The 19,184-nt window shown below is 65.9% G+C and carries 21 protein-coding genes; 10 read left to right on the top strand and 11 right to left on the bottom strand.

What is annotated here, in order from left to right:
• Positions 1-19 precede the first annotated feature (19 nt).
• From PMI42_RS08970 to PMI42_RS08960, 3 genes are all read left to right on the top strand, one after another.
• Positions 20-940 carry an alpha/beta fold hydrolase gene (locus tag PMI42_RS08970; protein ID WP_008132790.1) on the top strand — a complete coding sequence of 307 codons (921 nt, stop codon included), beginning with the start codon at positions 20-22 and terminating at the stop codon, positions 938-940.
• Positions 937-1,524: a nucleotide triphosphate diphosphatase NUDT15 gene (locus PMI42_RS08965; RefSeq protein ID WP_035965000.1), complete on the top strand. Its 588-nt coding sequence runs from the start codon at positions 937-939 to the stop codon at positions 1,522-1,524. Before PMI42_RS08970 ends, PMI42_RS08965 begins: the two co-directional genes overlap by 4 nt.
• A 91-nt stretch (positions 1,525-1,615) precedes the next feature.
• Positions 1,616-1,876: a SemiSWEET transporter gene (locus PMI42_RS08960; RefSeq protein ID WP_008132786.1), complete on the top strand. Its 261-nt coding sequence runs from the start codon at positions 1,616-1,618 to the stop codon at positions 1,874-1,876.
• Positions 1,877-1,901: 25 nt separating this feature from the next.
• On the opposite strand, the gene PMI42_RS08955 is transcribed toward PMI42_RS08960, so the two are convergent.
• The gene (locus PMI42_RS08955; RefSeq protein ID WP_008132783.1) at positions 1,902-2,609 is read right to left on the bottom strand and encodes a Crp/Fnr family transcriptional regulator; all 708 of its coding nucleotides are present in this window, start codon (positions 2,607-2,609) and stop codon (positions 1,902-1,904) included.
• A 282-nt stretch (positions 2,610-2,891) separates the two neighbouring features.
• Between PMI42_RS08955 and PMI42_RS08950 the strand changes: the two genes are divergently transcribed.
• A complete protein-coding gene (locus tag PMI42_RS08950; RefSeq protein WP_008132781.1) occupies positions 2,892-3,164 on the top strand; it encodes a hypothetical protein in 273 nt (90 codons plus the stop codon).
• 170 nt (positions 3,165-3,334) lie between these two features.
• Positions 3,335-4,054, top strand: coding sequence for a Crp/Fnr family transcriptional regulator (locus PMI42_RS08945; protein ID WP_008132780.1), 720 nt, complete (start codon positions 3,335-3,337; stop codon positions 4,052-4,054).
• Positions 4,055-4,080: 26 nt separating this feature from the next.
• Here PMI42_RS08945 and PMI42_RS08940 read toward each other — a convergent pair whose 3' ends face one another.
• A complete protein-coding gene (locus PMI42_RS08940) occupies positions 4,081-4,884 on the bottom strand; it encodes a DODA-type extradiol aromatic ring-opening family dioxygenase (RefSeq protein ID WP_008132778.1) in 804 nt (267 codons plus the stop codon).
• 157 nt (positions 4,885-5,041) lie between these two features.
• On the opposite strand from PMI42_RS08940, the gene PMI42_RS08935 reads away from it, so the two are divergent.
• Positions 5,042-5,221: a hypothetical protein gene (locus PMI42_RS08935; protein ID WP_008132776.1), complete on the top strand. Its 180-nt coding sequence runs from the start codon at positions 5,042-5,044 to the stop codon at positions 5,219-5,221.
• Positions 5,222-5,240: 19 nt separating this feature from the next.
• On the opposite strand, the gene PMI42_RS08930 is transcribed toward PMI42_RS08935, so the two are convergent.
• The gene (locus tag PMI42_RS08930) at positions 5,241-6,701 is read right to left on the bottom strand and encodes a carboxylesterase/lipase family protein (protein ID WP_008132773.1); all 1,461 of its coding nucleotides are present in this window, start codon (positions 6,699-6,701) and stop codon (positions 5,241-5,243) included.
• 79 nt (positions 6,702-6,780) lie between these two features.
• Positions 6,781-6,990 carry a hypothetical protein gene (locus PMI42_RS08925; protein ID WP_008132771.1) on the bottom strand — a complete coding sequence of 70 codons (210 nt, stop codon included), beginning with the start codon at positions 6,988-6,990 and terminating at the stop codon, positions 6,781-6,783.
• 225 nt (positions 6,991-7,215) lie between these two features.
• On the opposite strand from PMI42_RS08925, the gene PMI42_RS08920 reads away from it, so the two are divergent.
• Entirely contained in the window at positions 7,216-9,903 is a 2,688-nt protein-coding gene (locus tag PMI42_RS08920; RefSeq protein WP_008132770.1) for a flavin-containing monooxygenase, read from the top strand.
• 27 nt (positions 9,904-9,930) lie between these two features.
• Here the strand turns inward: PMI42_RS08920 and PMI42_RS08915 are convergent, their stop codons facing one another.
• Positions 9,931-11,319, bottom strand: coding sequence for an MFS transporter (locus tag PMI42_RS08915; protein ID WP_008132769.1), 1,389 nt, complete (start codon positions 11,317-11,319; stop codon positions 9,931-9,933).
• A gap of 59 nt (positions 11,320-11,378) precedes the next feature.
• Between PMI42_RS08915 and PMI42_RS08910 the strand changes: the two genes are divergently transcribed.
• The 3 genes from PMI42_RS08910 to PMI42_RS39665 all read left to right on the top strand — a co-directional run bounded on the left by PMI42_RS08910 (position 11,379) and on the right by PMI42_RS39665 (position 13,173).
• Positions 11,379-12,344 carry a LysR substrate-binding domain-containing protein gene (locus tag PMI42_RS08910; protein WP_157195728.1) on the top strand — a complete coding sequence of 322 codons (966 nt, stop codon included), beginning with the start codon at positions 11,379-11,381 and terminating at the stop codon, positions 12,342-12,344.
• 137 nt (positions 12,345-12,481) lie between these two features.
• On the top strand, positions 12,482-12,754 hold the full coding sequence (locus tag PMI42_RS08905; RefSeq protein ID WP_008132765.1) for a hypothetical protein: 273 nt from the start codon (positions 12,482-12,484) through the stop codon (positions 12,752-12,754).
• 113 nt (positions 12,755-12,867) lie between these two features.
• Positions 12,868-13,173 carry a hypothetical protein gene (locus PMI42_RS39665; protein ID WP_008132763.1) on the top strand — a complete coding sequence of 102 codons (306 nt, stop codon included), beginning with the start codon at positions 12,868-12,870 and terminating at the stop codon, positions 13,171-13,173.
• A 323-nt stretch (positions 13,174-13,496) separates the two neighbouring features.
• Here the strand turns inward: PMI42_RS39665 and PMI42_RS40000 are convergent, their stop codons facing one another.
• The 6 genes from PMI42_RS40000 to PMI42_RS08880 all read right to left on the bottom strand — a co-directional run.
• Positions 13,497-13,652, bottom strand: a complete 156-nt coding sequence (locus PMI42_RS40000) for a hypothetical protein (RefSeq protein WP_193376327.1) — start codon at positions 13,650-13,652, stop codon at positions 13,497-13,499.
• A gap of 104 nt (positions 13,653-13,756) precedes the next feature.
• On the bottom strand, positions 13,757-14,272 hold the full coding sequence (locus tag PMI42_RS08895) for a septal ring lytic transglycosylase RlpA family protein (protein WP_008132760.1): 516 nt from the start codon (positions 14,270-14,272) through the stop codon (positions 13,757-13,759).
• 152 nt (positions 14,273-14,424) lie between these two features.
• Positions 14,425-14,592: a hypothetical protein gene (locus tag PMI42_RS39660; RefSeq protein ID WP_008132759.1), complete on the bottom strand. Its 168-nt coding sequence runs from the start codon at positions 14,590-14,592 to the stop codon at positions 14,425-14,427.
• 30 nt (positions 14,593-14,622) lie between these two features.
• Positions 14,623-15,873: a DUF1501 domain-containing protein gene (locus PMI42_RS08890; RefSeq protein ID WP_008132758.1), complete on the bottom strand. Its 1,251-nt coding sequence runs from the start codon at positions 15,871-15,873 to the stop codon at positions 14,623-14,625.
• A 2-nt stretch (positions 15,874-15,875) separates the two neighbouring features.
• Positions 15,876-17,333, bottom strand: coding sequence for a DUF1800 domain-containing protein (locus PMI42_RS08885; protein ID WP_008132757.1), 1,458 nt, complete (start codon positions 17,331-17,333; stop codon positions 15,876-15,878).
• Between the two features lie 173 nt (positions 17,334-17,506).
• Positions 17,507-19,184: DUF3471 domain-containing protein (locus PMI42_RS08880; protein ID WP_008132756.1), on the bottom strand; the 1,678-nt coding region annotated here is incomplete at its 5' end.

Raw genomic sequence — 19,184 nt, 5'->3', positions numbered from 1 at the left:
CTAAGTAAGGAAATCGTCCATGGACGATTGGCACCCCAAGGCGCTGACGACGATCGCTTACCGGCTCGGAATTGCCTTTACGGACCTCGCGCCGCCGCTGTCACACGTTTTCCGCTCACCGGGTGGTCCCAATATCCACGTCCTGGACTGGGGAGGGCGAGGACCGCCAGCCGTGCTGCTGCACGGCGGCTCACTCACCGCCCGCACCTGGGACTATGTCGCCCTTGCACTGCGGGCAGATTTCCGGCTCGTGGCGCTCGACATGCGTGGCCACGGTGCAAGCGATTGGACCGACGACTATTCGATCGTGAGCTGCGCGTCGGACCTCACGGCGGTCATCGACGGCCTCGGGATCGAGCGCCCCCGCATCGTTGGCATGTCGTTGGGCGGAATTGTCGCTTGCGAGTTCGCGCTACGTCACTTGGGCCGCACCGAAAGTCTCGTGATGGTCGATGTGACCTCCCGGCCCGTTTTTGCCGCGACGGCGCGGCTGCGCGCCTTCATGGCAGACTTTGGTGGCGCGGCCACCGTGGATGAGGTCGTCGAGATGGCGCTCACGGTCAGTCCCAGGAGCGATCCGGAGCGCCTGCGCTATCGCATGCGTGCCCTGTTGAAGCGTGGCGACGACGGGCGCCTCGTCTGGAAGGCCGACCGCCGACGTCCCTCGGATTATCCCGTGATCCTGCAGCACCTCGCAGGCTTCGAGGCGCGCGTTCCCGGCATGACCGCACCGTTTCTGCTGGCCAGGGGCGGCGATAGCTCGATCGTTTCCGAAGACGCCGCCCAGGAATTTACTGCGCGGTTTCCCGATGGGCGGTGGATCAACGTCAAGGACGCGGGCCACAACGTGCAGGAAGACAATCCGCGCGACCTGGCCGACGCGCTGAAAGCCTTCTGGGCCGGAAATCTGCCGAGCATGACGCGAAAGGGCATCCAGTGAAAACCTGTCAGGTCTTTGCGGCATACGATCGTCGCACACGCGCCGAACACGATTGGGCCTTCTGTCCGATGTGCGGCTCCGGCCTGATCCGGGCGAGCGAGGTCGAGGCGGCAAAGGCGTGCACGAACTCTGCCTGTGCCTTCGTGTTGTACCGGAATCCAGCTCCGATCATCGCGGTTCTTGTCGTCGAGGGCGACAAGTTCCTGTTGTGCCGGCGGAAGCCGGATACCCTGGAAGGAGGCAAGTGGTGCCTGCCGTGCGGTTACATCGAATTTCACGAAGACTATCTGACGGCAGCCAGGCGCGAGGTGAAGGAGGAGACCGGCCTTGAGATAGAAATTGCCGCCCTGCTGGGCGTGGCATCAAACTTTCTGCGCCCCGACATCCACACATTGGCGGTTGCCGTGCTCGCGAGCCCGGTCGGCGGCGCGATGTGTCCTGGGGACGACGTCGACCAACTGGAATGGCTTTCGCTTGCAGACGAATTGCCAAGCTTCGCGTTTTCAGCCGATCGTCACATGGTGGAGCGTTACTTTGCAACGCGCTTCGCCGGCACACCTGTCGATCTCGCATACGCCCGATAGCCGTATCGCGCATTCGGATGCCACGCACCTGGATCTCATCGGAAGAGCGCTCCAGGCATGACCGGCGTCGAATCCATGCTATAGAGCCCGCATGGATCCCCTCGCAATCAAACTGATCGGCTTTGCAGCCGCCACCTGCACCACAATCGCCTACGCGCCGCAGGCCATCAAGGTCTGGAAGACCCGCTCGGCGCGCGACATTTCTCTTGGAATGTTTCTCATTATGGTGCTGGGCCTGGCGCTGTGGCTGGTCTACGGCCTGCTCAGCGGCGACGCGCCGCTGATCGCCTCGAACGCCGTCACCATGCTGCTCGCCGGCGGCATTCTCGTGATGAAGCTGAGATACGGCTGATCTCGCTCGCGCCTCGGCTTCCGCGTCAGTCCGAAAAACGAAGCCGCTTGTATTGCAGCTTCACCGCACGATAGCATTCGCAGGTGGCCTTGTTGAGCTCGGCGACATTGACGATCTCGATTTGGCCGCGGCTGAATCGAATGACGTTCGCCTCCTGAAGAGCATGGGCGACGAACGAGACGCTGTTCCGGCGAACCCCGATCATCTCCGCCATCAATTCCTGCGTGAGCTTGAAGCGATCGCTGCCGGATAGGTCCCGAACCCGCAGGAGCCATCGCGCCAGTCTCGCCTCGACGGTATGCGATGCATTGCAGCCCACGGATTGCTGGGCCTGGACGAACAGAGCCTGGCTGTGACGCGTCAGATGATCTCGAAACTCCGCGCTCTGCTGGGCGAGCGCGCGCAGGCGCGCCGCTTCGACCTGCAAAGCCACACCCGGCACCAACACGACAGCGTGCCCCAGTGCGACGGGCTCTCCCAACACGCCAAAGGCGCCCAGGATGCTGTCGGAGCCGACCAGCGCCACCTCGATCCGTTCTCCCGCTTCAAGCTCGACGACGAGAGACACGACGGCCGTGAGCGGAAGATGGGCCCATGCGACGGCCTGGCCGAGCTCGATCAGCGAAGCTCCCTGCAAAAGCTCGACGGCCCTGAGATGCGGACGAATGGCCGCGAAGTCCGCCGGACTGAGCGACTTGAGAAAAGCGTTCTGAAATGGATCTACTGTCAGCATCTCATTCTTCGGAAAATTCTTAGAGCAACAACCACAACCATAGCGCGACGACAAATCGAGCGAAACCGGCTGGAATACCCGCATAAGCACGGTAACGGGCCGATGCTTCGCTATTTCTGCCGACGGCGCGATGCCCCCCTCTCAACTATTGCGGGAACTTTCCGCTGATTTGCCTTGCTTTTACCTTCGCACGCGCCCAAGGTCGTTATGTGCGTTACCGGACATAATTCGGCGGGCCCGGTTGGACTAAGCGATATCCCTCGCGACCGCTCGGAGCGCATCATGCCCAACCACTACTTCCGGATCACCAACTGCGACGGCGGCACGATCGAGTATCTTGCCGAGATCGCGGACGTGGAATCAGCGTGGACCGAAACGACGAAAGTGTTCGGGGATCTGGCCCGAGGCTGCGGGCTCAAGGAAAATGCCGAATGGCGGATCGAGCTTCTGGGGCCGGCAAGACAGCCGCTGTATCGCATTCGGCTGCTTGCCGAGACCTGCGAGACCGTCGCAACGATGGCTTGCCTCGCCGCAGATACAAGCGAGCCTTACTGAAGCATCACGGCAGCGGCATTTCCGACGATTCTTATGTCAAAACCTGACATAGTGAAAAAAAGACTCGCTATGTGCGGTACAGCTCTTACGGTCGTTCCATTATCGGATATCCGCATGAGGCACCGATAGCTGAGAGTTCTCTGCGCTCCCGCCTGTCCCAGGGAGCGACCATGAAGAACCTCTTGTTGAGGCAGCTTTCCGAAGCCGATTTCAAAGCCCTCGAACCGCATTTGAAGACCGTCGCCTTCGCGCAGCACTCCCTGCTGTTCGAAACGGATCAGGAAATTCGTTCGGTCTATTTTCCTGCTGGCGCAGTGGTCTCGCTTGTCGTGACCCTTTCGACCGGCGAGATGATCGAAACCGCGATGGTCGGCATCGACGGCGTCGTCGGCGCAGCCGCGGCACTGGACGGGCGAATGTCGCTCTGTCGCGGTATCGTTCAACTGGGCGGAAACATCGTCGTCTGCAACATCGACGCGCTGAAGGCGGCCGCGTTGCAAAGCTCCAGGTTGCTGGCGCTGCTGATGCGGCATGAGCAGGCCGTCTACGCCCAGGCCCAGCAATCCGCAGCGTGCTTCGCCTCGCACAGCGTGCAGGCCCGGCTCTGCCGCTGGCTGCTGCGCGCGCGGGATCTGTCCGGCAGCGATCAACTCCAGTTCACGCAGGAATATCTCGGGCAGATGCTGGGCGTTCGGCGCTCGAGCGTGACCGTGGTCGCACGCACGCTGCAGGCGGCCGGCCTGATCCGCTACGCGCGCGGCAAGATCCGGATTTTGGATGCCGAGGGGCTCGAGGAGGGCACGTGCGAATGTTACGCTGCCGTCAAGGCTCGCTATGAGCAGTTGCTGGGAACGGATACGGCGCGAAAGATCGACGCAATCCTATCGTAAACCGTGATTGCCCGCAGGCGTGCGCTTCACGGCTGGCCGCCGAACACATACGACGCCATCGCCACATTCGCGACCTCGTCGACGAAGACGCGCTTGCCGACGTCGCTGCCGGCCGCGCCGGACGCCACCATCAGCGGCAGCAGATGGTCCTCGCGGGGATGGGCCAGGCGCGCGCTCGGCGCGTTCTCCCAGTCGGTCAGCATCGCGTTGCGGCGCGCCGCATCGGGATTGCTGATGGCCTCGTTCAGATAGGCCTCGAAATCGTAGGAGACCGGCTTCGACTCCGGCCGGTTGAAACCGCGCATGTTGTGGTAGGTGAGCCCGCTGCCGACGATCAAGATGCCTTCGTCCCGCAGCGATGCGATCGCCTGCCCGACCTTGATGTGCTCGGCCGGATCGTAGCTCGATTTCAGCGACAACAGCACGATCGGCATGTCGGCGTTCGGATACATCAGGCCGAGCGGCACGAAGGTGCCGTGATCAAAACCCTGATTGGCGTCCTCGCGACAATCGACGCCGGTGCGCGCGAGCAGTGCCCTCACCTCCGCGGCGAGTTCCGGCCTGCCCGGCGCCGGATATTTGAGGCGATAGGTATGCTCGGGGAAGCCGTAATAGTCGTACACCATCGGCGGATGCGCCGAGGTCGACACGGTGAAGGCCTCGGCCTCCCAGTGCCCTGATATGACGAGCACGGCCTTCGGTCTGTCGGGGAGAAGCTGCGGCAGCCGGCCGAATTCCTCGGCGGTCCTGGCATATTGCACCCGCCTGTCCTCCATGAAGGGCCAGGGGCCGCCACCGTGGGAGAGGAACAGGGTCGGAAATCGCGTCATGGGCGAAGGCTCGTCTCGTTGACAACATGCGCGTGGCACAGCCGCGCAATCGGCGGCGGAGCATAGGCAAACCGGTATGGTTAGCAAGTCGTTAACGATTTCCCTTCCAAAATCCCCGCCGTGGCCGAAGGAGTCGGTCAGAAGACGAGGACGTGAGATGAGGAAGTTTTCGCTGGGGGACGTCGTCAACAGTGACAAGGGCCGCCGCGGCGTCGTTCGCGCCGCCTACAGGACCAGGGAAGGCCAGCAGTTCTATGCCGTCGAGAAGGATGGCGCGATCGACCATCTGGAAGAAGACCGGCTGAGCCCGGCGCCGCGCGTCGAGCTCGCGGCCTAGATCCAATTTCATTGTCGCGCTAGCGCGCGAGCCGGTCGAGATGCCTCGCGAGGGGATCGTCGCCGCTCGCGATGCGATCGTTCGTCATCAGCAGCAGCCGATCGCTGCCCGCGGCCGCGTCCCAGTGCGGCAGGTCGGGGCCATTGGGATCGCCGCTCCGGGCGAAGTTGGTCCAGTAGCTGCGCATGCGGCTTGCGACCTCACGATCGCGCCGTGACAGGATGCCGGCGCCGGGGACGCCCTCCGCGCCGAAGATGAACTGCAATGCCCGCCCGTGACCGCCTTCCGGATTCGCGCGCCTGGCCTCCGGCACATAGGCGAAGCGATAGCGGAACACAGGCGCGCCGGTTGCGGCATGCAGGCGCGCGAGCAGCCGCACCGGTTCGGAGAACACCTTGTCGGTGTAAAACCTTGCCGCAAGGTCCGAGGATCTGGCGAGGTCGGGATAGAGCCTGCGCAATTCATCGATGGTGGTGCCGGAGGATGCAAGCGCCGCCTCGACGTCGGGCTCGCTGTCGAAATCCGTCTCGTCGTCGTTGGAGCCGATGATCAGCGGAATCCGGCTTTGATGTCCGGCCGCAAAGCCCGCGGCGATATCTTCCGTCACCAGAACGCCGTCGATCGCCGGCGCGAAGCCGTGCGCCGATTTCGCGAGCAGCTTGGTTTCGGCGGCCAGCAGACGTCGAGGCTCGGCAGCGCGCAAATCCGCAAGGCGGCCGAGCTCGTCTGCAAATTGCAGGCTTGCGGCCTCCGCCTCCTGCCGGGAGTGCAAGCGCGCGCGGCCGGGCGGCGATTGCAGGATGGCCTTCTGAAACAGATCACGCGCCTGCTCGCACAGCATCAACAGCGCAATCGACGTCGCCCCCGCGCCGCTGCCGAACAGGGTGACGCTGCGCGGATCGCCGCCGAACGCCGCGATGTTGTCGTGGACCCAATGCAGTGCCGCGATCTGGTCCATCAATCCGTAATTTCCGGAGCCGTTCTCCGACAGTGCGGGATGGGTGAGCCAGCCGGGCGCGCCGAGGCGATAATTCACGGTCACGACGATGAGGCCGGCCTGGGCGAGCTTGGCGCCGTCGAACAGCGGATCGTTCGCGGTGCCGCGGATGAAGGCGCCATCGTGGAGGAACACCATCACCGGCAGCGGACCGTCGACGCCGAAGGGGCGGAATACGTTGAGCGTGAGGCAATCCTCGTTCGCGTCCGCCAGCGACGGCTGGAGACAGGGCGCGCCATAGTCATAGGCGGTCCGCATCTCCGGGCTTTCCACGGTCGGCTGCGGCGGCCGCCAGCGCAGCGGGCCGACCGGCGGGGCTGCGTAAGCGAGCCCCTTGAAGAAGGCCACCTCGCCTTCGACGGCGCCGAGCATCTGGCCTTCGCGCGTCAGAGCAAACGGAAACTGCCCGACCGGCTGGGCGGTGGCCGGGCCGGCGAGACAAAGGAATGCGGAGGCCGCAATGGGCGCAAGCAGGGATCGCATCTTCGGGGATCTCGATGCGCGAACAGGTTCCCTGTGAGGTTATGTCTGCGACCGCGAGCGAAGCAAGCCTTGCAGTCCTCTAATCGCCCTTGGCGATGATCTCCGCCAGCGCACGGCGCGCGATGATGCCGAGCTCGCCAAGCGTGGAGTGTCCCGCGCGCGCCGCTTCGATCAGGCGCTCGGCGATGAACCTGCGGCTGTCGTGATCGCCACCATGCGGCAATTGGCGACACGTCTCCTCCAGGACGACGTCCATGTTCGCTTTGGTCCGCTCACTCAACTCTGTCATGACGCCCTGGGCACGCGTGGCTAGTAACCGCAAGCATACACAGACGGATCGGGCATGATTAGCCCGGGCAAGCACGGCCATTGTGCATCGCGATGCGTGCATCGAAGCGACCTTCGCGCTGCCACGGTGATGCCGCAAACGACTACCGAAGATTGCACTTGCTCTGATGACAAGCCGAGCCTGCGGCGATAGCCTGCCGGCAAAACAAAAGCACGGGAGGAATGCATGCCTGACGCAATGGTTGCTGCGCGCGCTTCTGACACGGCACATGGAACCCAGCAGGTCGACATCGCCGTGGTTGGCGCCGGATTTGCCGGTCTTTATCTCCTGCATCGCCTGCGCAAGGCCGGGTTCACGACTGTCGCCCTCGAAGAGGCCGGCGATGTCGGCGGCACCTGGTACTGGAACCGCTATCCCGGCGCACGCTGCGATATCCAGACCATCGACTACAGCTACACTTTCGACCCGGAACTCGATGACGCCTGGACCTGGTCGGAGAAGTACGCGACCCAGCCGGAGATCCTGCGGTATCTCGGCTTCGTCGCCGACCGCTATGATCTCAGGCGCGACATCCGCTTCAAGACCAGGGTCACCGAAGCCCGATGGGACGAAGCGGCCGAGCGCTGGCAGCTCACCACCGACAATGGCGCGGCGGTGTCCTGCCGCCACTACATCATGGCCACCGGCTGCCTCTCCGCGCCCAAGCCGCCGGAGATCGACGGCGTCAAGGATTTCAAGGGCGAGGTCTATTTCACCGGCCGCTGGCCGCATCAGGGCGTCGACCTCGCGGGAAAGCGCGTCGCCGTGATCGGCACGGGATCGTCGGCGATCCAGTCGATTCCGCTGATCGCCGAACAGGCCGCGCATCTGACCGTATTCCAGCGCACGCCGAATTTTGCGCTGCCTGCGGGCAACGGTCCGGCGCCGGAGGATCGCAAGACCTACTTCGAGAGCGACCGCGCGGCCTATCGCGAGCAGGCACGCCAGTCGATGGCCGGCGTGCCCTATCCGCAGCAGACGGTCGTGAGCTGGCAATTGAGCGATGCCGAGCGTCGTGAGCGGTTCGAGCGCGCCTGGGCGGCCGGCGACCTCGTCCACATCCTGACGCAGCTCTGGGCCGACCAGGCCGTCGACGTCGACGGCAACAGAATCGTCCAGGACCTGATCCGCGAAAAGATCCGCGCCGCCGTCAAAGACCCCGAAACCGCCGCGGCGCTCATGCCGGACGATCATCCGTTCGGCGCAAAGCGTCCCTGCCTCGATACCAACTACTACGCCACCTACAACCGCCCCAACGTCACGCTGGTCAATCTGCGCCAGGAGCCGATCAAGGCAATCACGGCAGGCAGCATCACCACGGCCAGGCGCAGTATCGATGTGGATGTGATCGTGTTCGCGACCGGCTTCGACGCCATGACCGGCGCGATCCGCGCCGTGCATCCGATCACCGGGCGCGGCGGCAAGTCGCTCACCGATGTCTGGGCCCAGGGGCCGCAGAGCTATCTCGGGCTGACGGTCGAGGGCTTCCCGAACTTCTTCATGATCACCGGGCCCGGCAGCCCGTCGGTGCTGTCGAACATGGCGGTGTCGATCGAGCAGCATGTCGACTGGGTCGTCGACCGCCTCGCCGCCTTGCGCGACGCCGGCTTCACCACGATGGAGCCGACCGAGACGGCGCAGGCCGGCTGGAACAGGCACATGGCCGATTGCTCGATGGTGACGCTGCACCGGCTCGCCAACACCTGGTACACGGGCGCCAACGTGCCCGGCAAGGTGCAGGGCCTGATGCCCTATACCGGCGGCGTCGGCCCCTATCGCAGCATCTGCGACGAGGTGACGAACCGCGGCATGCTCGGCTTCAGGCTGACCGGCCCTGGCGGCGCCGCGCAATGCAATGACGGCGAGGTGGTGCGGCTGCAGCCGGACGTGCGGCTGGTGCTGAACCTGCTCGCGTCGCTGAATCTGCCGCCGATCGAGTCGATGGGCGCGCAGGGCGCCTGCGCCTTCGTCAACGAGTTCAACAAGGGCCGGCCCGCGGGACGGCCGATCGGCGACATCGTCGACGGCACGCTGCCCGGCACCGACGGCCCGCTGCCCTACCGGGTCTACAAGCCGGCAACGTCAGGGCCGCATCCGGTCGTGGTCTATTTCCACGGCGGCGGCTGGGTGCTCGGCGACGAGCAGTCGGACGAGCCGTTCTGCCGCGACATGGTCCGGCGGACCGGCATGATGTTCGTCAGCGTCGGCTATCGCCACGCACCGGAGCATCGCTTCCCGACCGCGGCGGAAGACGGCTATGCGGCGACGCGCTGGATCGCCGAGCACGCCGCCGAGCTCGGCGGCAAGCCCGGCCCGGTGCTGGTGGCCGGCTGGAGCGCCGGCGGCAACATCGCCGCCGTCACCTGCCAGCTCGCGCGCGACCGTGGCGGGCCCAAAATTGCGGGCCAGCTCCTGGTGTGCCCCGTCACCGACTGCGACTTCGAGCGCCCGTCCTACAACGACAATGCGACCGGCAATTTCCTGACGCGCTCGCTGATGTACTGGTTCTGGGACCTCTACTGCTCTCCGGCCGACCGCACCGATCCGCGCGTCTCGCCGCTCCGCGGCAAGGTCGCAGGCCTGCCGCCGGCCTTCGTCGTCACCTGCGAGTTCGACCCGCTGCGTGACGAAGGCATCGCCTACGCCGAGGCGATGGCGGCCGAGGGCGTCCCGGTCGAGCAGCTCAAGGCGCGCGGCCATTTCCATTCGTCCTTTGCGATGGTGGATGTGATCATCACCGGCGCACCGGGCCGGGTGCAGATGGCGCAAGCCTTGCGACGCTTCGCCGGGCTGCCGCCGGAGGTCAGCCGCGGCGATGAGCACAACCAGGGGCACACCAGCCCAGGACACAGAATCGCGGCAGCCGCGAGCTGATTGCGACGAGGCGGCCGGGATCCGCGGCTAGGGCTGGTGGTGCGGCAGCAACATCGAGGCCGCGACCAGCCCGCCTGCGGACGCGAGAGCAGCAAGGAGCCACGGCCATGCGTAGCTGGCAGCCGTGGTGTCATGCGGCAGCGTCGCACCGAGCACCGCGATGCCCAGGGCGAAGCCGCCCTGGCGCATGACCACGGTCACTGCCGAGGCCATGCCGGTCTGGTCCGGCGGCACCAACGCGACGACGGCACCCGACAGTTGCGGATGCGCAAGCACGGCGCCAAGTCCTATCAACAGCATCCCGGTCGCCGCCGCGGCGAGAACTGCTCCGATATTCGGGAGCCAGCCACTCGCGACCAGCGCCAAGGTGAGATTACCTGCCAGCAGCACCAGCATCGCGGTCGCGAACAGACCGCGCCAGCCCCAGTGCTTCACCAAACGGGCACCATAGGGCGGCAGCAGAAGCATCGGCAACGTCGCGAAGAGAAGTGCGAAGCCGACCGATGAGTCTGTCCAGCCAAACGCTGCACCCAGGAACGGCGGCAGGTAGACGAGGACGGCCCAGTATCCGATGGAGACGGCAATCAGCAACGACGAAATTCCGATCATGACCGGCCGGCCAAATACAGCCGGGTCGAACATCGGCGCAGGTCGGCGCCGCTGCTGCATCGCGAAGATGGCGAGCAGGCACCCACTTGCCCCGAGACCGACCGCAACCCGCACCGGTGCCGCCCGCCCCGTCAACAGGCTCTCGATCGCCAGACCCAGAGCAAACGTGAGGAGAATGACGCCGCTCCAATCCAGCGGACGGTCGGCAGGACCGCGCGATTCCGCGACCAGCCGCGGGACGGCGAGAATGGCGAGCAGGCAAAGCGGGATATTGGCCAGGAAAATCCAGCGCCATCCGATCCAGGTCGAGACGAGCCCTCCGAGCGTCGGCCCGAGCGCCATGGCCGTACCCGAGATCACCCCCATCAGCGCGAATGCGCGGGCGCGCTCGTCGGGCCTTGTATAGGTGCTCGCGAGCAGCGCGATGCCTCCGGTAATGACGAACGCTGCACCGAGGCCCTGAACTGCACGAGCTGCCCACAGCCCCGGGCCTCCCGCCGCGAAGCCGCAGGCGATCGAGCCCACCAGGAACACGACGTTGCCGCCGAGCAGGGCACGTCGCCGTCCATACCTGTCGGCCAGCGCACCGGCGGCCAGCAGTCCCGCTGTAAAGGCCAGGCTGTAGGCATCCATGACCCAGGCATAGGCGGCAACGCCGAAACCGAGTTCGGCCGCCATGGCCGGCATGGCGACGACGACCGCCGTCACGTCGAATTGCGTCAGGAAGGCCGCCATCCCAAGCACCGCCGCCGGCAGCAGGTCGCGCCAACAGCTCAGCGGCTGCGTATGGAGTTCGGTCCGGGCCATCGTTTTCCAATCGAGAAGGCGTCCCTCCCGATATGCACGCCAGCGCGGGCTGCAAGCCAATGCGCGCTGTTCACATCGCCATGAAATTCATTCATGGTGATGCAATGCGCTCATTTCCTCCTTTCGATGGCCTGATTGCGTTCGAGGCCGCCCTGCGACATGCGAGCGTCACACGCGCCTCGGCGGAGCTCGGACTGACACAGAGCGCGGTCAGTCATCGCCTTCGCAAGCTCGAAGACTTCGTCGGCATGCCTCTGCTCATCCGGCAGCCGAGCGGCCTGAGCGCCACAGCCGCCGGCATCGCCCTGTCGAACGAGTTGGCCGGCTTGCTCGACCGGATGGCCGATTTTCGTGCGCTGTGCCGCGCCGCCGCGCCGCCTCCGGCCTTGAAAGTGGGCGTCAGCGGAGCGCTTGCCGACTACTGGCTCGTGCGCCGCTTGCCGCATTTTGCGGAAGCGCATCCCGGCATACCGGTCGAGCTCGCCATTCTCCAGGGGGACGCACACGCAAGGTCAGCGGATCTCGACGTCACGGTGCTGTGGCAACCGGCGGTGGGCTTGCGGGCAAATTCGACCCAGCGCTTGTTATTCCGTGAGCACGTGTACCCGGTCTGCCACCCCCGCCTGCTGCCAGGTCGGCGACCGCTGGCCGACGTCACGCGGCTGAAATCCTTGCCGCTCTTGCACAAGGGCCGGGCGGGCGAAGACACTGGGGTCGAATGGTCCTGGACGACCTGGTTCGAGCGATTGGGGCTGGGCCGCCCTCCACCTGCGGAGATCCGTTTTGCAACGATAGCGACCGCCATAGCCGCCGCCCTCGCGGGCAACGGAATCGTGCTCGCACGCTCGCTGCTGGTTCAGGATGCGCTCAAGGACGGAAGGCTGGTGCGCGTGCTCCCGCAGTCGTGGGACTTGCCATCGAGCAAAGCCCAGATCGTGCGCTGGCCCGCGGCGATGGCCCAGGATCGCCGCGTCAAGGCGTTCGTCGACTGGGTCTTGCGGATTCCGAAAATTCCGGTTGATTGAGCTGACACCGCTCCGGATTGGCAGGGAACAAATTCCCGGCCGGCGCGTTGGTCGCGCGGCATTGAGATGCAGCGATAGGTGTAGGCCCCGGCGCGCAGATTCGCATGCTGGGGCTCTTTTTTGCGTGAGGCGGGACGGTGGGGGACGTTGTTTCGGAGTCAAAGGTCGATTTCGCGGCGCTTGCGGCGCTGCATAAATGGCCGTCGCTTGCCAACCAGCGTCAGCCGGACCGCGAGCCGTACCAGGTGAGCCAGGGCACGCTCGACGAATGCATCTCGGCCTTCATGCGAAAGCCGGCGGCGACCCGGCATCTCTATGAGATCCGCACAGCACCGCAGCCACCGCTGGTCACGGAGATCCTCTCGCCCGAGCACGTCATCGAGCTCTCGCGCTGGAGAGAATTTCTCTGATGGCGTGCAAACGCCAGCACTGCACGCTCACCACAAGCTTCTGATCGCGGCAGGAACCTTCGTCCGGCTTTTCCCGTTAACGGGGATCGGAAGCCAAGGCGTGAGTGTCGAAGATGCTTGAAGCTGGCGTGCCCTCCCCGGTCGTGCCCTATGGCGCAGACCAGACCCTGTTCGTGGTGATCGATCGCCGCGACAAGGCGACCGAAATCCGCGTCGAGCGGAGCGATCTGGAAGCCACGATCGGCGAACTCGTCGCCGGCTGCTTCAACGATCCGATCAAGGTGATCTCGTTCAACACGCTCGAGCACTGGACCAGGGACATCTCCACCGATGTCGCCGGCGAGATCCGCGCGCGTTGCGACATCGACGGCATCAAGCTGCCCGACTATCTCAGCGACTTCGTCGAGACGCATACCTGATCGCGCACCCATCTCGATAGCCCCACGTCGCAGCCAACAAAAAAGCGCCGCTTCCGCGGCGCTTTTCATGTGGCAACCTTATTGTTGGAGCGTGATCCTATCGGAAAACCGCTCCACGCTTTTCCGGATCACGCTCAGTGGTGCCAGAACAATGCCAGCAGCAGAACGATCGGCAGCGGCACGCCGAGCAGCCAAAGCAAAGCACCTCGTCCAAAGCCCATGACTTCCTCCTCCATATTCATCGCCGAGATGACGCTGGAGAAGACAAGAAGTTCCGCGCCTGGAAGCGGGGGCGAATGCGTTCCGTGCATGGTTTGTGGGAGCTATGCGTGTCGGCGCTTGCCCGCGATGACCTCGATCTCGCGGCGGCGCTCGCCGGCAAAGGTCAGCAGCTTTTCGATCGTCAGCGTATCCGTGATCCGTTTGGCGAGCCGCTCGGCCCGCGCGGCCTGATCTTCGAGATACTGGATCGTGTTCAAGCGTCCGCCTCCCCAAAAGCCCCAAATTGATTGGGCAGCCATGGTGCGTGAGAAGCGGCTAACAGCCGGTTAAGCGGCGGGGCTCGGATCGATGAATCGCGGGCCTACCGAACCACGTCGAGCCTGACATTGGCGAGGCCCTTGTCGACCATGCCGAGCGCCTCGGCCGCGGACGGCGAGATGTCGACGACGCGCCCGCGAACGAACGGGCCGCGATCGTTGACCCTGACGGTGACGAACCGGCCGGAGGAAACGTCGGTGACGCGCAAGCGTGTGCCGAACGGCAGGCTCGGATGCGCCGCGGTCAATTCGTTCTTGTCGAACTTCTCGCCGCTCGCGGTCTCCGTGTCGGAATAGAAGCTGGCGACGCCGTGCGCGGCGGTCTGCTTTGCGTCGCCGTCGGGGACCCGCACCCGGCTGATCGGCCGCGGATGCAGCGCCGCCACGCGATGCGGACGCTCGACCACAGCCTGCCGGCTGGTGCCGAGATCGGCCTTCTGGCGCCCCACCGGCGATTGCGCGCACGCAGCGAGCGAGGCCGCAGCGATGACGGCGAGCAGCAACCGACCCGAGGTTGCCAGCGAAATCCGGGCAGTTTCGGCACTTGCAAAGCGAGACATGATGCGCCCTCCGAACACGCCTAAATTTCGGTGGGCAATCGGGGCAGAACCTTGGCTGAAGGAAAGCGGGGCTGAGGCCGCGGCCGTTTCGCGCCGGCTGTGGCGATTCCACCACAGCGGCCTGTCCTGAATCGAGACAGATCAGCGAAAAATCAGCCCGATACGACGCGCCAGAGGATCGGCCGGCCCTCCGGCTGAGCATCGTCCGGATCGGCCTCGCCCCTGATGAGCCGCATCAGCTCGCGCCGATAGAGCCTTCGCCAGCCGGTTTTCAGGCTGGCGAGAAAGTCGAGCTCCCGCTGTGTCAGTGTGCACATCATGAACCCGATCCGGTTGCGAGCGCCGCGTCGTCAGCCGACGAGGCCCCCCATCGGTTTGACGTCGGCGCTGCCGGGGAAGACCGTCTCGGCGAGAACCTTCTCGTCGACACGCAGGTGATCCCTGAGCAGGCCCTTCAGCACGGCGCGCAGATCCGTGGTCGGCTTGAGGTCGCGGTCCTCGAACAGCTGCGCCGGCTTCAGGCCCGGCCAGTCCGCGATCACGCGGCCACCGGTGAGCCCGCCGCCGATGAGGAAGGCCACCGTGCCGGTGCCGTGATCAGTGCCTTCCGTGCCGTTGACGCGCGCGGTGCGCCCGAACTCGGTGACCACGGCCACCACCGTCTCCTTCCAGGCTTCACCCATGTTGGTCTCGATCGCGGCAAACGCGCCGTCGAGCGCGCCGAGCAGATTGTAGAGCTGGCCCGAGGCCGCGCCTTCGGCGATGTGCGTATCCCAGCCGACGAACCCCATCGCGCCGACGCGCGGGCCGTCGGATTTTGCCAGATAGCGCGCGGCGGTGCCGGCCGCTTCGGCGAAATAGGCGCGCACGCGCGCGACGCCCGGCGGCATCAGCGTCGGATCGTCCGACATCGGATCGCCGCCGCCCGGCGCACCGCCGAGCGAGGCGAGCTTCATGCGAGCCTGAAGCACGGTCGCAAGCTTCGGATCGGTGTGCTGATAGAGATCGAGCAGGCGGTTCTGCGTGTCCTGGCTCGCCGGCAGAAGTTTCTGCGGCACCCAGGTCATGACAGGCGCGGCGCCGCGCACCACCAGCGGCGTCACCGAGCCGATGCCGAGCGCGCGACTGCCGCGCGGATCGACGCCGCCGCCCGATTCCATCGCGAGCAGCGCACGGTTGAGCCAGCCCGACGCGGTCGCGCCGGGCCTGGTGAAACCGCTCTCCAGCACATCCTGGCCGTCGAAATGCGAGCGCTCGCGATACGGCGTCGCCGCGGCGTGGACGATCGCGGCCTTGCCGCTTCTGTAGAGCCGATGCAGGTTCGGCATCGCCGGATTGAGCGCGAAGAAGGCATCGAGCGGCAGCGCCGGCGGCTTGCCGTCCAGCAGCAGCGCGCGATCGCCGCGCAGGGAGATCCAGTCGGGATCGCCGACCGGCGCGACCGCACCCAGGCCATCGAGCGCGCCGCGCAGGACGATGACGAGCAGGCGCGGGTCGCGGCCTTCCGCGCGCGCGATCCGCGGCATCTGGCTCCAGGCGAACAGCGCGCCGGAGCCGACCAGGAGCTCGCGCCGCGTGGGCAGATGATTGTCAAAGCCCATGCTCACCTCCTCTGAAAATCCGCCGACATGAACAGCAGCGCGAGTGCCTGCTGCCGGCTCTCGGCGCGGCCGACCGCCTGCTTCACCTCGGGCGAGATCTGCGACGCGAAGACGTCCTCGATGATCGCTTGCGGATCGGCCATGCCGGTGATGCGCTCGGCAAAATTGTTGGCGATGTCGAGCCGCCGGCCGATGCCGTCGATCCAGCTCGCCTCATCATCCGGATAGCCCTTGGGCGCCGACGGCCGCCACAGCCCTTCGCCGAGCAACTGCTGGCCGCCGGTGAAGCGCTCGGGATCGACGGCCGTGATGCCGGTCGCGCGCACCATGCCGATGCCCCATTCGCTCGGCCGCTTCAGTTTCGACGGCGGCCCGCGCCACGCCTCGTCCGACGACACCATGGCGATCGCGACCTGCTTGAGATCGCCCTCGGTGTCGCGAAAGGTCTTCGCCATCTGCTCGACCAGCGCCGGCGGCGGCTCGTCGGCCACGAAATGGCGTGCGAGCTTGGTCGCGATATGGGTCGCGGTGGCCGGATGCGCGGCGAGGTCGCGCAGCACGGCGCGGCCCTGCTCGGCATCCTCCTGCTCGTAGCGCTTGCCGAGCACCGTCTGCCCGCCGGGCTCGTGGAGCCGCGGGTTGAAGATGAATTCGCCGCCGTGCTCCGGATTGTCGCCGGGAGGAACCAGTGTCCACCCCGTCATGACATTGGCGAAGCTGATCACGTCGTCCTGGGTGTAGCCGGTGCGCACACCGAGCGTGTGCAGCTCCATGATCTCGCGCGCGATGTTCTCGTTGAGGCCGCGGCTGCGGTTGATGCCGGCGATCGAGTTCGCGCCCATCGAGCCGAGATTGTCGAGATAGAACAGCATCGCCGGATGGCCCTCGGCGGCCTGAAGCAGATCGGCGAAGCGGCCGAGCGCATTGGCGCGAACCGCCTCACGCTCGTAAGCACCCGACATGCTCTGGATCTTGAAGGCCGAGATGCAGAAATGGTTGGACCAGAACCACACCAGCCGCTCGGCGAAGCCGATGTCGGCGGCGAGCGCGGCTTCCATGCGCAGCTTGGCTTCCTGCAAATAGATCGGGCGTCCGGGATCGGGAACGGCTTCGGCCGCCTGCTTGGCCGCCATCTCGGCGGCGTCCTTGTTCTGGCCCTGGCCTTGCGGCTGCGCCTGGTCTTCCGACATGACCGGTGCGGCAGTCGCCTGCTGCTTCTTGGCCTGCTGCTGCGCCTGCTTGGCGCGCGCCGCGCGCCGCGCATTGGCGTCGGCAACGGTGCGGTACGCCTTTGCACTGGTGGGAAGGACGGCGGCGGCGGTCAAGGTCAGCGGCCGGTCGAGTTCGGCGATCAGCGCACCGCGCGGGTCGGTGCCGACGGCGGCAACCGATCCCGGTCGCGGCCCCATCCCGAAACGATGAAGTGCCAGCACAGCTTCGGCCTTGGCGGAATTGCTCATCGCGAACGCCCACTTCTCCCGCGCCTGCCGACAGTGCGTCGTACGAGGCTACGAACCGTAATGCTACACATCGTAACACTCGGCACATGCGTGTGCAAGCGGAGATTGAGGCGACCCTGCCTGGATATCGGCGGCCGCCCGGCCGACGCGACGGACGGGCGGCCGCGACGATCCTAGAAGTTGGGCCCGAGCGCGATCTTGGTGATCGTGCCGTTCCTGACGCCGATGCGCCATTCGGCCGAGCCGTTGGCGAACTGGGCGATGTAGATGTCGCTGTCGAGCGCGGTGACGCCGCGGAACGAGACCGCACGCAGCGTGCCGAGCTTTGCCAGGATCGCCTGGTCGAACGGAAGCTGCTGGCGCGTGATGTCGGCGACCTCAGGCGTCATGTGCTCGTAATCGGGCTGTCCCTTGCCGACGCCCTCGATATAGAGGCGCAGCATCTCCTCGCCATTGGCGATCGGAACGGCACGGCGCGCGGCACGCCCCGGCCTGGCGCCGATGTTCGAAGCCTCGACATTGTGGAAGCGCGTCTGCCGGCCTGGCACCAGCACCTCGAGGCAATGTCCGGACTTGTCGGCAATCACCCAGGGATTGTTCACGGTGGTCGTGGTCGCCCAGCTCATGTTGGGCCTGACCACGCTCTGGCTCTTGCGATTGCCGTCTGCATCGAGGTTGAAGACGCGGATGTCCTCGCCCATCTCGTTGTAGACCATGATCCGGATCGGCGAGGTGCCGGCGCGGCCGCGCACATTCGCCTCATCGGCGCAAGGCGCGATGCCGCCGAGCTCGTCATTGCCGTCGGCCCGGAAGATGACGTCGCCGGCCTTGCCGTCGGGCTCGAGCAGCAGGCGGAATTCCGCCGTGCCGTTCTCGAACTTGGCGCCGTAGATATCATAGCCGCCGGGCCCGACGCCGCGGAAGAAGATCGATTCCACCGGGCCGAGTGCGACGAACGTCGCCTGCGTTTCGGCGAGCTGACGGTGGATCTTGGCAGCAAGCGGCGCGCTCATGCGGTCGTAGTTCGGCGTGCCGCCGCGCAGATCCTCGATGCCGCGCAGGATCATCTCCTTGCCGCCGGCGAGCGGGACCTGCTCGCGGAAACGGTCCGGGACTTCCGCGACACGGCGCGCGAAGTCGGCCTCGATCGCCTGCGCCAGCGCCGCGTCGATCCGCGGCGCGAGACGGGCGCCGAACACCGCGTTCTGCACCAGCACGCGCGAGACCCTGGCCTGGTCGTCGCGCAGGAAGATCAGGAGATTGTCGCCGTGGATCGAGAAGACGTCGGCGCCCTCAGCGAGGAGCATCGCCCGACCCTGCACGGTTTCCTGCACCTGGAGCCGATCGCCGTCGCGGCGCACGGTGAGCACGCGGTTCGGCGCCACCCTGTACCAGCCGACATATTGATCGAGCGCGGCGGAATCGGCCGCGGCCGTCGGCATCTCGGCGACGCGAACCGCGCGGATGTCGCGGCCGTTCATGCGCAGCATCAGTCCGGCCGAGCGGCGCTCGGCCTCAGCCGAGAACGTGATCTCGCCTGACGAGGCCGGGTAGGACGCAGTGCCATCACTGCCGACCGCCAGACGCAATTTACGCTGCCCGGTGAGCTGGCCGTAGAGCTCGTCGCCCTCGCGGAAGATCGCGAACACCGAGGCCGGCCCCATGGCGTAGAAATTGACGAAGGGGCGGTAATGCCGGGCGGGCACCTCGCCGCCCTCCGCGACGGCGGACGCAGGGTCCGGCGTGCGATAGGCGATCATGCCGGCGGACACGATCACGACCGGAACGATCGCAGCCGCGATCCACAGCCGCTTGCGCCAGCCCACCGCGGCGGGAATCGCGGCAGCCGCG

The organism is Bradyrhizobium sp. YR681 (genome assembly GCF_000282615.1).
Lineage (GTDB): Bacteria > Pseudomonadota > Alphaproteobacteria > Rhizobiales > Xanthobacteraceae > Bradyrhizobium.
Note: the sequence above shows the minus strand (reverse complement) of the source record. Positions and strands in the feature narration are given on the sequence as shown.

Excerpts from the sequence above, each read along its gene's own strand:
- PMI42_RS39665 (WP_008132763.1), top strand. The coding sequence starts at position 12,868 with ATGCTTGAAGCTGGCGTGCCCTCCCCGGTCGTGCCCTATGGCGCAGAC.
- PMI42_RS08970 (WP_008132790.1), top strand. The coding sequence starts at position 20 with ATGGACGATTGGCACCCCAAGGCGCTGACGACGATCGCTTACCGGCTC.
- PMI42_RS39660 (WP_008132759.1), bottom strand. The coding sequence starts at position 14,592 with ATGATGTGCACACTGACACAGCGGGAGCTCGACTTTCTCGCCAGCCTG.
- PMI42_RS08925 (WP_008132771.1), bottom strand. The coding sequence starts at position 6,990 with ATGACAGAGTTGAGTGAGCGGACCAAAGCGAACATGGACGTCGTCCTG.
- PMI42_RS08895 (WP_008132760.1), bottom strand. The coding sequence starts at position 14,272 with ATGTCTCGCTTTGCAAGTGCCGAAACTGCCCGGATTTCGCTGGCAACC.
- PMI42_RS08930 (WP_008132773.1), bottom strand. The coding sequence starts at position 6,701 with ATGCGATCCCTGCTTGCGCCCATTGCGGCCTCCGCATTCCTTTGTCTC.
- PMI42_RS08945 (WP_008132780.1), top strand. The coding sequence starts at position 3,335 with ATGAAGAACCTCTTGTTGAGGCAGCTTTCCGAAGCCGATTTCAAAGCC.
- PMI42_RS08940 (WP_008132778.1), bottom strand. The coding sequence starts at position 4,884 with ATGACGCGATTTCCGACCCTGTTCCTCTCCCACGGTGGCGGCCCCTGG.
- PMI42_RS08960 (WP_008132786.1), top strand. The coding sequence starts at position 1,616 with ATGGATCCCCTCGCAATCAAACTGATCGGCTTTGCAGCCGCCACCTGC.
- PMI42_RS08920 (WP_008132770.1), top strand. The coding sequence starts at position 7,216 with ATGCCTGACGCAATGGTTGCTGCGCGCGCTTCTGACACGGCACATGGA.
- PMI42_RS08950 (WP_008132781.1), top strand. The coding sequence starts at position 2,892 with ATGCCCAACCACTACTTCCGGATCACCAACTGCGACGGCGGCACGATC.
- PMI42_RS08885 (WP_008132757.1), bottom strand. The coding sequence starts at position 17,333 with ATGAGCAATTCCGCCAAGGCCGAAGCTGTGCTGGCACTTCATCGTTTC.
- PMI42_RS08955 (WP_008132783.1), bottom strand. The coding sequence starts at position 2,609 with ATGCTGACAGTAGATCCATTTCAGAACGCTTTTCTCAAGTCGCTCAGT.
- PMI42_RS08910 (WP_157195728.1), top strand. The coding sequence starts at position 11,379 with ATGCGCGCTGTTCACATCGCCATGAAATTCATTCATGGTGATGCAATG.
- PMI42_RS08935 (WP_008132776.1), top strand. The coding sequence starts at position 5,042 with ATGAGGAAGTTTTCGCTGGGGGACGTCGTCAACAGTGACAAGGGCCGC.
- PMI42_RS08890 (WP_008132758.1), bottom strand. The coding sequence starts at position 15,873 with ATGGGCTTTGACAATCATCTGCCCACGCGGCGCGAGCTCCTGGTCGGC.
- PMI42_RS08915 (WP_008132769.1), bottom strand. The coding sequence starts at position 11,319 with ATGGCCCGGACCGAACTCCATACGCAGCCGCTGAGCTGTTGGCGCGAC.